This is a genomic window from Clostridium estertheticum (assembly GCF_018861295.1).
Lineage (GTDB): Bacteria > Bacillota > Clostridia > Clostridiales > Clostridiaceae > Clostridium_AD > Clostridium_AD estertheticum_D.
This window is the reverse complement of the sequence record NZ_JAHLDM010000011.1, coordinates 35,650-47,740: the sequence shown is the minus strand read 5'-3', so window position 1 is coordinate 47,740 and position 12,091 is coordinate 35,650. Positions and strand designations below refer to the sequence as shown.

12 protein-coding genes are annotated in these 12,091 nt (G+C 30.0%); 9 read left to right on the top strand and 3 right to left on the bottom strand.

Annotation, left to right across the window (positions count from 1 at the left end):
• Positions 1–116: 116 nt before the first annotated feature.
• Positions 117–608 carry a YajQ family cyclic di-GMP-binding protein gene (locus KPL54_RS12400; RefSeq protein ID WP_216106856.1) on the bottom strand — a complete coding sequence of 164 codons (492 nt, stop codon included), beginning with the start codon at positions 606–608 and terminating at the stop codon, positions 117–119.
• Positions 609–814: 206 nt separating this feature from the next.
• Here KPL54_RS12400 and KPL54_RS12395 point away from each other — a divergent pair, with 206 nt between their 5' ends.
• The 6 genes from KPL54_RS12395 to KPL54_RS12370 all read left to right on the top strand — a co-directional run bounded on the left by KPL54_RS12395 (position 815) and on the right by KPL54_RS12370 (position 8,062).
• Positions 815–1,462 carry a sensor histidine kinase gene (locus KPL54_RS12395; RefSeq protein ID WP_216106855.1) on the top strand — a complete coding sequence of 216 codons (648 nt, stop codon included), beginning with the start codon at positions 815–817 and terminating at the stop codon, positions 1,460–1,462.
• A 128-nt stretch (positions 1,463–1,590) separates the two neighbouring features.
• Complete coding sequence (locus KPL54_RS12390; protein ID WP_216106854.1) at positions 1,591–2,361, top strand: LytR/AlgR family response regulator transcription factor; 771 nt, start codon at positions 1,591–1,593, stop codon at positions 2,359–2,361.
• Between the two features lie 38 nt (positions 2,362–2,399).
• Positions 2,400–2,783, top strand: coding sequence for a response regulator (locus KPL54_RS12385; RefSeq protein ID WP_216106853.1), 384 nt, complete (start codon positions 2,400–2,402; stop codon positions 2,781–2,783).
• A gap of 151 nt (positions 2,784–2,934) precedes the next feature.
• A complete protein-coding gene (gene recQ / locus KPL54_RS12380; protein ID WP_216106852.1) occupies positions 2,935–5,103 on the top strand; it encodes a DNA helicase RecQ in 2,169 nt (722 codons plus the stop codon).
• A 15-nt stretch (positions 5,104–5,118) separates the two neighbouring features.
• Complete coding sequence (locus KPL54_RS12375) at positions 5,119–6,312, top strand: DEAD/DEAH box helicase (protein WP_216106851.1); 1,194 nt, start codon at positions 5,119–5,121, stop codon at positions 6,310–6,312.
• Between the two features lie 133 nt (positions 6,313–6,445).
• The gene (locus KPL54_RS12370; RefSeq protein WP_216106850.1) at positions 6,446–8,062 is read left to right on the top strand and encodes an ABC-F family ATP-binding cassette domain-containing protein; all 1,617 of its coding nucleotides are present in this window, start codon (positions 6,446–6,448) and stop codon (positions 8,060–8,062) included.
• A gap of 71 nt (positions 8,063–8,133) precedes the next feature.
• Here the strand turns inward: KPL54_RS12370 and KPL54_RS12365 are convergent, their stop codons facing one another.
• Entirely contained in the window at positions 8,134–8,352 is a 219-nt protein-coding gene (locus tag KPL54_RS12365) for a ground-like protein (RefSeq protein WP_216106849.1), read from the bottom strand.
• A 382-nt stretch (positions 8,353–8,734) separates the two neighbouring features.
• On the opposite strand from KPL54_RS12365, the gene KPL54_RS12360 reads away from it, so the two are divergent.
• From KPL54_RS12360 to KPL54_RS12350, 3 genes are all read left to right on the top strand, one after another.
• Entirely contained in the window at positions 8,735–9,142 is a 408-nt protein-coding gene (locus KPL54_RS12360) for a DUF6465 family protein (RefSeq protein ID WP_216106848.1), read from the top strand.
• Positions 9,143–9,291: 149 nt separating this feature from the next.
• On the top strand, positions 9,292–10,368 hold the full coding sequence (locus KPL54_RS12355; RefSeq protein WP_216106847.1) for a M24 family metallopeptidase: 1,077 nt from the start codon (positions 9,292–9,294) through the stop codon (positions 10,366–10,368).
• 68 nt (positions 10,369–10,436) lie between these two features.
• Complete coding sequence (locus KPL54_RS12350) at positions 10,437–11,270, top strand: deoxyribonuclease IV (protein WP_216106846.1); 834 nt, start codon at positions 10,437–10,439, stop codon at positions 11,268–11,270.
• Positions 11,271–11,339: 69 nt separating this feature from the next.
• On the opposite strand, the gene KPL54_RS12345 is transcribed toward KPL54_RS12350, so the two are convergent.
• Complete coding sequence (locus KPL54_RS12345) at positions 11,340–11,984, bottom strand: MtnX-like HAD-IB family phosphatase (protein WP_216106845.1); 645 nt, start codon at positions 11,982–11,984, stop codon at positions 11,340–11,342.
• Positions 11,985–12,091: the final 107 nt, after the last annotated feature.

The following is a 12,091-nucleotide window of genomic DNA, read 5'->3' as shown; positions in this document are numbered from 1 at the left end:
TAGTTTAATTATTACAATATTCATAATAGTTTGCAATTAGTGTAAGAATTTATGGACAAAAAAAGACTATCTAAAAGTAATTTTTAATCACTTTAAGATAGTCTTTTTAAATATAACTATCTAAAATTAGTAAATTGTAATGCAATATCAAAATCCTTTGATTTTATTAAAGCCATTACTTCTTGTAAATCATCAAGATTCTTACCACTAATCCTTAGTTGGTTATCCATAATTTGTGCTTGAACTTTAATTTTACTAGATTTAATTTCTGCAATTATTTTTTTAGCTTTTTCTGTGGAAATTCCTTTTATAATTTTAGCGGTTTGTCTTGCAGAACCTAATGTTGCTTCTTCTTTTTTATCAAGGTCTAATGCCTTTCCAGATATTCCTCTTTTAATTAATTTTGCTACAAGAACTTCTACAACTGATTTTAATTTAAAATCATCATCAGATATTATTTTAATATCCTCTTTACCTAGTTTTATTTCAGTAATAGTATTTTTAAAATCATATCTTTGTTTAATTTCCTTTAATGCTTGGTTTATCGCATTATCTACTTCTTGCATATCTACATCTGATACTATGTCGAATGAATGTGCAGTTGCCATAATTAAAAACCTCCTCTAAATTTATGTAAATTAATTCGAGTCTCTTAATTAATAGTAGGTTAATAGTTTGTAAATGTCCAGTAGTTAATGAGTAAAGATTAAATTTTTAATATTAGGGCTATGTAACTAAGGTATATATATAAATCAACGATATATTTAATGAATAGCAAATAATGTTTTATAAATATTTATAAGGAGAAAAATCAATGGAAGTAAATAAAATAAAGAAACCCAATAAATTAAAGAATATTGAAGATGAAAAGGAACTGAAACCAAAAGGGCCTTATATTAACCAACATTTTATCTTTAATACATTAAATAGTATATTATCACTTTGTAGGCAAAATTCTGAAGAAGCTAGGAATGTTGTTCTAGAACTTAGTAATTATTTGAGATTTAATTTTAATGTAACAGATAAAAGTATACTATTGCAGGAAGAAGTAGAATACATAAAATCATATTTATATATTCAAAAGGTCAGATTTGGAGATAGATTGAATTGTGAGTATTACATAGAAGAAGATATAAATTTTTTAATACCTAAAGACTCATTATACAGTTTAATAGATAACTCAATTAAACATGGAATTTTAAAAAAAACTCATGGTGGTACTATAACTTTTATGATTAAAAGGCAAATGGAAGAAATAGTGATAAGAATTAAAGACGATGGTGTTGGAATGGATCAGTTTCAAATAGAACAAATATTAAATGGTGAAAATTATGGATCTACTTCAAACCTAAATTCTTTATATAAAGATTTATATAATGCCAAGTTGGAAGTAGTTAGTACATTGCTAATTGGAACATATATAACCTTGTATATACCTATAGAATATATAAAATTTGTTTGATTTATTATTATATATTGACTAAAAAGATTAATTATAGCATTAAATTGACAATGTTTTCGCAGTAAAGTAAAATTGTAACAATGTATTATTACTAGTATGATGAAATTTTAGTATAGGTGGGGGTTTATATGTTAAGAGTAGTTTTAGTAGATGATGAACAATTATCTTTAGACGAATTAAGTTTCATTCTAAGTAAAAGGAGTGAAATAGAAATTATAGGTAAGTTTTTAAGTCCCTTAACAGCTTTAGAATTTATAAAGAAATCTAAACCTGAAATTGTTTTTTTAGATATAGAAATGCCGGAAATTGATGGGCTTACTTTGGCTGAGGAAATATGCAATTTGGATTTTTTAGTGAGTATTGTATTTGCGACAGTATTTGATAAATATGCTATAAAAGCCTTTGAAATTAATGCAATTGATTATGTTTTGAAACCATTCTCAGAGAAAAGATTAGCTCTTACTATTAATAAGATAGAGGGAAACCATAATTGTAGTAAAAATATACGGTTAGAACAAAGAGTGCTTTTAGAACAAAGAGTGCTTTTAGAAAAAATATCAAATGTAGGTATGGTAAAGTTAGCACTTTGGAAGGATGAATGTATTTTTCTTGTGCATCCACAAGACATATTATATTGCACAGTGATTAATAAAGAAGTGTTTGCATTTACTAGAAAGGCCACGTATACAACAAATTATACGTTAAATCAATTAGGAAATAAGTTGATTAATCAGAACTTTTTTAGAAGTCATAAAAGTTATTTGGTGAATTTAGATAGAATTTACAAAATAGTACCATGGTTTAATAGTACTTTTGTTCTTCAAATAGAAGACTGGGAAGAGGAAGTCCCTGTAAGTAGACACTACGTTAAAGAGTTTAGAAGAATACTTAATATGTGATTATTATTGTTATTTATAATAAGAAATGAGAGGTATAAATGAAGAAAATATTAATAGTAGATGATGAAGTTAATAATAGATTATTACTAGAGGAGATACTTGAAGATTTTAAAGAGAAAGATGTAGAAATACTTCTAGCCGAAGATGGAAAGCAAGCTTTGAATATAATTAAAATTGAGAGGCCTAGCTTGGTATTTTTAGATATTATGATGCCTACAATAAATGGATACGAGGTATGTAATATAGTGAAAAAAGAATTAAAGCTGCAAGGTATATATATAGTACTTTTAACAGCCAAAGGGCTAGAAGATGACAAACATAGAGGGAGACAAGTAATGTGCGATAAGTACATTACTAAGCCCTTTCACTTTAATGAAGTTTTAGCTATAGCTGAAAATGTTTTGGGGATAAAAATTTTATAGATTTACTCTTATGTTTTTAAAATAAAAGAGTAAGTCTATTTTTATATTTATATATAGGTCAAATTCAAAGTTAATCATCAGAAGAGTACAAAGTCCTTAAAATAATGTTATACTGTTGTAAGCAATTATTACGTATGAGAGGAAGAAATATATGTTGCGTGAAGCACAAGAAAAATTAAAAAAATATTATGGATATGATAATTTCAGAAAAGGACAAGAAGATGTAATAGATAGCATATTAAATGGGAAAGATACATTTGCTGTAATGCCTACAGGAGCAGGAAAGTCAGTGTGTTATCAAATACCTGCTTTAATGCTAGAAGGGGTAACACTTGTTATATCACCACTTATATCCCTTATGAAAGATCAAGTGGATACCTTAAATAGTATAGGGATAGCTGCAACATATATAAATAGCTCATTAAGTATTAATGAAGTGAATGAAAGAATTGATAAGGTGGCATGTGGTGAGTTTAAGCTACTTTATGTTGCACCAGAAAGATTAGAGTCAGACTTTTTCTGCAATATGTTAAATAGATTAAAAATATCGCTTTTAGCAGTGGATGAAGCTCATTGTGTATCACAATGGGGACATGATTTTAGGCCTAGTTATGCAGCAATTTCTAGTTTGATTGATAAATTATCAGAGAGACCAATTATAGCAGCATTTACGGCCACGGCAACGCAGGACGTAAGAATAGATGTTATAAGGCTATTAAAATTAAGAGAGCCTGATGTTTATGTAACTGGTTTTAATAGAGAAAATTTAAGCTTTACTGTTATCCGTGGTGAAAATAAAAGAGATTTTGTACTGAAATACATTGAGGACAATAAAGACAAAGTGGGGATAATTTATACAGCGACAAGGAAGGAAACAAATAATCTTTATGAGCTGTTACATAAAAAAGGATATAATGTAGGAAAATATCATGCAGGACTTAATGATGAAGAGAGAAAGCAAAATCAGGAAAAGTTTTTGTATGATGATATCAACATAATTATAGCTACTAATGCTTTTGGTATGGGAATAGATAAATCGAACGTTAGATATGTAATCCATTATAATTTAACAAAAAGCATGGAGGCATATTACCAAGAAGCTGGACGTTCCGGGCGTGATGGTGAGCCAAGTGAATGTGTATTGTTATTTTCAGCGGCGGACGTCCTACTTCAAAAGTTTTTTATAGAACAAAGCACAGTATCACCTGAAAGAAAGGTAAATGAATATAAAAAACTTCAAGCTATGGTGGATTATTCACATACGACAAGATGTTTACGAAAGTTTATTCTAGAGTATTTTGGAGAAGAAAATGTTCAAGATAAATGTGATAATTGTAGTACCTGCAATGATGAGAGTGAACTTGTAGATATAACTATAGAGGCACAAAAAATATTCTCTTGTATTCTTCGTATGAAGGAGAGGTACGGGACTTCATTAATTGCAGATGTTTTGCGTGGATCTAAAAATAAAAAGGTCTTGGAACTTGGATTTGATAAATTATCAACCTATGGGATAATAAAACAATATACTGTTAAGGAAATAAGGGACCTTATAAATGTGCTTACAGCAGAAGAATATTTGTCACTTGCAGATGGACAGTTCCCAGTGGTTCATTTAAAAGAAAGAGCAGTACTCGTACTTAAAAACAAGGAAAAAGTATATCAAAAAGTTGATAAAAAGAAAGCAAAAGTTATTAAAGATACTGGATTATTTGAAATATTGCGTACCTTGCGTAAAGAAATTTCTGAGCGTGAAAAAGTTCCACCATATATTGTATTTGCAGACAGTGCACTGAGAGAGATGAGCGAATATTTCCCAGTAAATGAAAAAGAAATGCTAAACATAAAAGGTGTAGGGGAATCTAAGCTTAATAAGTATGGAGAGGAATTTATTCAGGTTATTAAAGAATATATGAAGGAAAACAATATAGAAATTAAGGCAGAAATACTATATAATGAAGATGATGGCGATAAAACGGAGAGTGCGATTGAGCGAGACCCTAAAAATGAAGACAAGGTGCCAAGTTATATTATTACATATAACATGTATAAGGATGGCAAAAGTATAGAGGAGATAATAAGAGAGCGGAAACTTAAAAGCCTGACGGTTCAAGAACATATATTTAAATGTGCGGCTGAGGGTCTTGATGTTAATTTAGATGATTTTATTCCGAAAAATCAGGAAGCACTTATTCTTGAGGTTATAGAGAAAATCGGAGCAACAAAGCTCAGACCTATTAAAGAAGAATTACCAGAAGAAATAGATTATTTAGCTATAAAGGCAACAATATTTAAATACGCTAATAATAAGATTTCTTAGAAAAAAGGAGAAAACATGGAAAAATTATTTAATGAACTAGGATTAGAACAAAATCTTATAGAAGGTCTTATAAAACAAGGCATTGAAAGTCCTACAGAAATTCAAGTAAAGGCTATACCAATGGGACTTGCAGGCGCGGACATCATAGGAGAATCAGAAACGGGTACTGGCAAAACTTTAGCTTATTTGTTACCTATATTTCAAAAAATAGATGTAACATCAAAGGATATTCAAGCAATTATACTTGCGCCAACTCATGAGCTTGCAATGCAAATATATAAGCAGGTGGAATTGTTATCAGTTAACTCAAGGAGTGAAGTTAGATCAACTAGTATAATAGGTAATGTTAATATTAAAAGGCAACTCGAGTCTCTTAAGCAAAAACCTCATATATTAGTAGGCTCTGCTGGAAGAATTTTAGAACTTATAACAATGAAGAAACTAAAATCACACTTCGTCAAAACTATAGTAATAGATGAAGGTGACAGAATGATAGATGAGAATAACATAGATGGAGTAAAGGCAATAATAAAAACTACACTTCGTGATAGACAGATTATGTTATTTTCTGCTACAATTTCACTTAAAGTAGTTGAAATCGCAAAGACTTTAATGAAGGATCCTAAGGTTATTAAAGTAGGAGATAAAAGTGTTGTAAACCCAAATATAGAGCACATATATTTTGTAGTTGAAAGAAGAGATAAAATTGAGCTTCTACGGAAACTTATAAGCGCTACTAAACCTTCTAAGGCAATAATATTTATAAACAAAAGTGATGAGGTAGAGATTACAACTTCAAAACTTAGATATCATAATCTAAAAGTAGAGGGAATTCATGGATCCTCTGAAAAAGAAAATAGAAAGAAGGCACTTGAGGATTTCAATGAAGGTAAAATCCAATTGTTAGTGGCTTCTGATTTAGCAGCTAGGGGTCTTGACATAGTAGGAGTATCCCATATATTTAATCTTGATATACCAGAAAACTCGAAAGACTATTTGCACAGAGTAGGTAGAACAGGAAGAATGGGAGAGTATGGCTTAGCACTATCAATAGCTGTAGAGAGAGAACTTGATCTTATTAAAAACTATGAAAGAGATTTTAATATAGAAATCACTCAAAAAGAAATCCATAGGGGGGAGATTACTGAACCCCAAATTATAGCTAAAGATAGATTTTTAGGACATAATACTAAAACTGATAATAAATAGCAATAGCCTAGTCTCCTTGCATGTGGTATAATAACTTAGTGGTTTAGGATATAATAAAATTAAAATTTTTTGTGGAAAGACTACATATTTTATGTGTGGAATTTTCAGTTAATATGGAGGTATATATAAATATATGATTAGTACAAATAATATAAGTTTAAGATATGGTGCACGTAAATTATTTGATAATGTTAATATAAAATTTAATCCTGGTAATTGTTATGGATTAATTGGCGCTAATGGTTCTGGAAAATCAACATTTCTTAAGATATTATCAGGCGAAATTGAAGCAAATACAGGTGAAGTTTTCATAACACCAGGAGAAAGACTTGCAGTTTTAAAACAAGATCATTTTGAATTTGATGAAAATGAAGTTCTTAATACAGTAATGATGGGACATGTAAGACTGTTTGAAATAATGAAAGAGAAAGATGAATTATATGCTAAATCAGATTTTACGGATGAAGATGGAATTAGAGCTTCAGTACTAGAAGGTGAATTTGCAGAACTTAATGGATGGGAAGCAGAATCAGAAGCTTCAACACTACTCATGGGACTTGGAATAAATGAAGAGCTTCAAAACAAAAAAATGAAGGAACTAACAGGATCAGAAAAGGTTAAGGTTCTTCTTGCCCAAACTTTATTCGGAAAACCTGATATTCTATTATTAGATGAGCCTACAAATAACTTGGATATAAAATCTAAAAATTGGCTTGAAAGTTTCTTGCTAAATTTTGAGAGTACTGTCATAGTTGTTTCTCATGATAGACATTTTTTGAATAAAATATGTACTCATGTTGCAGATATAGATTTTAGCAAAATTCAATTATTTGTTGGAAATTATGATTTTTGGTATGAGTCTAGTCAGCTAGCCCTTCAAATGGCTAAGGATCAAAATAAGAAAAAAGAAGAAAAAATTGCAGAACTGCAGAACTTTATTGCAAGATTTAGTTCTAATGCGTCTAAAGCAAAGCAAGCTACTTCTCGTAAAAAGCAATTAGATAAATTGACTTTAGATGATATAAAACCTTCTTCTCGTAAATATCCGTTTGTTGGTTTTAAACCGGAAAGAGAAGCTGGAAATGATTTATTAACAGTTGAGAATTTAAGTAAAACTGTGGATGGAGAAATTCTTCTTGATAATGTATCGTTTATAGTTAGTAAGGGAGATAAGATCGCATTTACAGGGGCTGATGAAATAGCTAAAACTACATTATTTAAGATATTAATGGGTGAAATGGAGCCAGATACTGGTGAAGTTAAATGGGGAATTACTACAACTCAAGCCTATTTACCAAAAGATAACACTGAATATTTTAATGGAGTAGATTGCACATTAGTTGATTGGCTTCGTCAGTACTCTGAGGATAAGGCTGAAAGCTTTATTAGAGGTTTCCTAGGTAGAATGCTTTTCTCAGGAGAAGAAGCTCTTAAAAAAGCTAGTGTGTTGTCTGGTGGAGAAAAGGTTAGATGTATGTTATCTAAAATGATGCTTAGTAATGCTAATGTATTAATTCTTGATGAGCCTACTAACCATTTAGACTTAGAGTCTATAACTGCTTTAAACAATGGATTAACTAGCTATACTGGAACAATGCTGCTAACGTCTCATGACTCACAGCTAATTGCAACAGTTGCAAATAGAATAATAGAAATTACTCCTAAGGGATTAATGGATAAAATAATGACTTATGATGAATTCATAGAAAATGATGAGGTTCAAAAAGAACTAGAACTTATGTATAAATAAATAAATAAATAAATAAATAAATAAATGAAGGCACTTCTAATAATATTATTAGAAGTGCCTTTTTAAACTAACTAAAATAATCCGCCAAAGCCGCCACCGCAGCCACGACCACCACGCCCGCCGATGCCGCCACAACCTAATAGTAAAAGAAGTATCCAAATGCCACTGCCAGCTCCGCAATTACCGAAGCCACCACCGCATCCATTTCCACAGGTATTTTCACAGTTGCAAACAGGTTTACAGCAACGAACAGGTTTACAGCAACAATTATTGTTATGTCTATGACTCATATAAATAACCTCCTTATTTAGTAAGTAAAAGTTTAAGAGTCTACTAAAGTAAATTAATTGGATACTCTAATAAGAATCTTATACTTTAACTTAAGTATTAGGCTAGCTTAGCATTATACCATCACATAGAGGCAATGTAATTGCTAATGCATAATTGTGAAATTAATTAAGTTATAGTTGTACTTTATTATATTCCACATTTTATCAAGTGTGAATGTAAATCTTAAGCAAACTAAACATAAAAAATTTTTAGTGGGAAGTAATGAATAACATAGATTTACATCATAATATTTATAATATTCTCCTAAAAAAAGGGTTTTAAAGAAAAATATCGAATATAGTAAGTAACATATAAAATTTTTTATAAATGGGGGTAAATAATATGGAAAAAGATAATACTTTAGCTTCTGATAAAAAAGCTATTAGTGTGGGAACAGAAGAGGCAATAACAATAGTGTCTGATGTCACAAAAGAAAATGTTGAAAAGACTATTAATGTGGTAAAAGATATTGCTAAAAATGTTAAATCAAAAGCAACCAAGGTAACTACTGGTGTAAAAAAGACAGGAGCCAAAAGAACAATAGCTAAGAAAATTGATGTTGGTTTCTATGTCCAATATCAAGGTAAAGAGATTTCAAAAAGAACAATACTAGAAGAAGTATATAAAGAATGGACAAAGTCTCATAAGATTACAGAACTTAAGACTTTAGATGTATATATAAAGGTTGAAGAGGATACAGCCTACTGTTTGGTAAATGGAGAAATTAAAATAGACATTAAATTATCTTAATATAAGTTCACTAAAAGTAGAGAAGGCTTAGTAGGGCCTTTTTTGTTTGAAATGTTAAGGTCATTTAAATGTATGAAAAACCATGTACATTATTTAAATTTTATGATAGATTGAAAGTAGGATAACACAATATATTAGGAGGGATTTTAATGTTAAAGGAAAGACTTAACAAAGTTTTGAAAATTATGGCAAAAGATAAAATACCTCAAATGATAGTTTCTGATCCTGCGGCTATATTCTATCTTACAGGGAAATGGATTTTATCTGGAGAGAGAATGCTTGTGCTCTATATCAATTTAGATGGACAAAATAAATTGTTTATTAATGAGTTATTCCCTATAAATGAAGATTTAGGGGTAGAAAAAATATGGTTTAACGATACTCAGAGTCCAGTAGAAATTCTTGCAAAAAACATTGATAAAGAGGTGCCAATGGGTATAGATAAAAATTGGCCAGCTCATTTCTTAATAAAACTAATGAAGCTCAAAGGTGGGAGCACATTTGTTAATGGATCTGAGATTTTAGATAGGGTGAGAATGTGTAAGGATGAGAATGAAAAAGATCTAATGAGAGTAGCGTCAAAACTAAATGATACTGCTGTTGATAAAATGATAAAACTTATTCCTAAAAAATATTCTGAAAAAAAGATGGGAAAGTTGCTTTCAGATATATGGGATGATATGGGCACTCAGGGACATTCATTTGATCCAATTATAGGTTATGGTGCAAATGCTGCTGACCCTCATCATGAAATGGATGAGTCAACAGTTAAAGAAGGTGACAGTATAGTTATTGATATCGGATGCAAAATGAATTCGTATTGCTCGGATATGACTAGGACTGTTTTTTATAAAACAGTATCAGACCACAGTAGAGAAGTTTACAACATTGTTAAGGAAGCAAATAAAAGGGGAATTGAGAAAGTTAAAGCGGGAGTTAGATTTTGTGATATCGATGCTGCAGCTAGAGAATATATTACAGAAAAAGGCTATGGAAAATATTTTACACATAGATTAGGACATTCAATAGGAATAGAAGTACATGACTTTGGAGATGTTTCAGCTGCGAATACTGATAAAGTTAAGGTAGGACAAATTTTTTCAATTGAACCAGGTATTTATATTCCGGGTGAGGTTGGAGTTCGTATTGAGGATTTAGTAATAGTTACTAAGGATGGTTGTGAGGTATTAAACCATTATACAAAAGACTTAATTATTGTAGAATAGGGCAAATTATATTTAATTGGCATAGGTACTCGCAAATTAAAATATAATTTTTTATTGGAGGAATAAGTATGTTAAATATAGGTTGTCATTTATCGGTATCTAAAGGTTATAAGGCTATGGGGGAAGATGCTCTTAGCATAGGAGCAAATACATTCCAGTTTTTCACTAGAAATCCCAGAGGTAGTAAAGCAAAAGATATTGATCCAAGCGATGTAGCAGCGCTTCTCGAAATACTAAAAGAGAACAATTTTGCTACAATTCTAGCACATGCTCCATACACATTAAATGCAAGCTCTGCTGATGCGAAAACAAGAGATTTTGCAAGGATGATTATGGAAGATGATCTAAAAAGAATGGAATTTTTCCCAAACAGCTTTTATAATTTCCATCCGGGGAGTCATGTAAAACAAGGTACACAAGTTGGAATAGAGTATATTATAAATATGCTAAATTCTATACTAAAGCCAGAACAAACAACTACTGTACTTCTTGAAACAATGGCTGGTAAAGGAACAGAAATAGGTAGGACTTTTGAGGAGTTAAAACAAATCCTTGATGGAGTTACATTACATGAGAAAATGGGAGTATGTTTTGATACTTGTCACGTATATGATGCTGGTTATGACATAGTTAATAATTTAGATGGGGTCATAAATGAATTTGATAAAATTATAGGTCTTGATAAGTTATATGCAATTCATTTAAATGATAGTAAAAACCCATTTGAAAGTCATAAAGATCGTCATGAAACAATAGGCGAAGGATCTATTGGAATAGAGGCGATTACTAGAATTATTAATCATCCAAAGCTGCGCCATTTACCATTTTATTTAGAAACTCCTAATGAACTAGAAGGTCATGCAAAAGAAATTAAGATGTTAAGAGAAGTTTACATAGAATAATAATGAGGAAAATTTAAATAAAATACACTTATTTACTTAAGCAAAATATTAAGTAAATAAGTGTATTTTTTATAAGTGAATCTTTAACTTATCCCAAATTTCTGAGAAATTTTCAAATTCTATAAAATCTTTGTTTTTTTCTTTTAGAAGATTTACTAATTTCCCTTTAGCAAAAACAAGATCTGCTTCTAATGCAGGTTTAAGATCGGGAGTACTATCGCCAGCATAAAATATTTTCTTGTAATTAACTTTTAACTTTTTTAATACAATTAATTTATCAATGCCATATAAGTCTGAGTAAAATTCATCATGTTCATCTAAATCAAAGTGAATTCCATTGTCTTTGAAAACACTCTTATTCGAATAAACATCTACCCCTTCTATATGATTTTTTTCAAGTACCTTATCTATGTAATAATTTGTTCCTGCACTTATAATAATAAAATCACCACCAGCAGCTTTAACCTTATCAATAAAAGCAATAGCTGTAGGATCAAAGGCAATATTTAAAATATCTTCGAGAAGCTCTTCTTCGTTTCTATTAACGTTATTAAAAACATAGTTCAAATATTCTCTATCCTTCATTTCTCCATTTTTCCAAGATTTAAATATGGGTGAAAGTTCTTCTTTATAATACAAGTCAGATAATATTTTATAAAAATCTTTTTTAGTAAGGGTTCCATCAAAATCAGATATAAATGCAAAATCTTTCATTTTATTAATCTCCTCATAAGTTTATTGTAGAGTTAGTTTGCTTGATTTCAATAGTAGTATAACAGAAAAACAAAGATATGTAATGTTTTTTTGTTTTAAAAATCCAA

Coding starts and splice junctions, on each gene's coding strand:
- KPL54_RS12395 (WP_216106855.1), top strand. CDS start 815: ATGGAAGTAAATAAAATAAAGAAACCCAATAAATTAAAGAATATTGAA.
- KPL54_RS12345 (WP_216106845.1), bottom strand. CDS start 11,984: ATGAAAGATTTTGCATTTATATCTGATTTTGATGGAACCCTTACTAAA.
- KPL54_RS12355 (WP_216106847.1), top strand. CDS start 9,292: ATGTTAAAGGAAAGACTTAACAAAGTTTTGAAAATTATGGCAAAAGAT.
- KPL54_RS12365 (WP_216106849.1), bottom strand. CDS start 8,352: ATGAGTCATAGACATAACAATAATTGTTGCTGTAAACCTGTTCGTTGC.
- recQ (WP_216106852.1), top strand. CDS start 2,935: ATGTTGCGTGAAGCACAAGAAAAATTAAAAAAATATTATGGATATGAT.
- KPL54_RS12370 (WP_216106850.1), top strand. CDS start 6,446: ATGATTAGTACAAATAATATAAGTTTAAGATATGGTGCACGTAAATTA.
- KPL54_RS12375 (WP_216106851.1), top strand. CDS start 5,119: ATGGAAAAATTATTTAATGAACTAGGATTAGAACAAAATCTTATAGAA.
- KPL54_RS12350 (WP_216106846.1), top strand. CDS start 10,437: ATGTTAAATATAGGTTGTCATTTATCGGTATCTAAAGGTTATAAGGCT.
- KPL54_RS12385 (WP_216106853.1), top strand. CDS start 2,400: ATGAAGAAAATATTAATAGTAGATGATGAAGTTAATAATAGATTATTA.
- KPL54_RS12360 (WP_216106848.1), top strand. CDS start 8,735: ATGGAAAAAGATAATACTTTAGCTTCTGATAAAAAAGCTATTAGTGTG.
- KPL54_RS12390 (WP_216106854.1), top strand. CDS start 1,591: ATGTTAAGAGTAGTTTTAGTAGATGATGAACAATTATCTTTAGACGAA.
- KPL54_RS12400 (WP_216106856.1), bottom strand. CDS start 608: ATGGCAACTGCACATTCATTCGACATAGTATCAGATGTAGATATGCAA.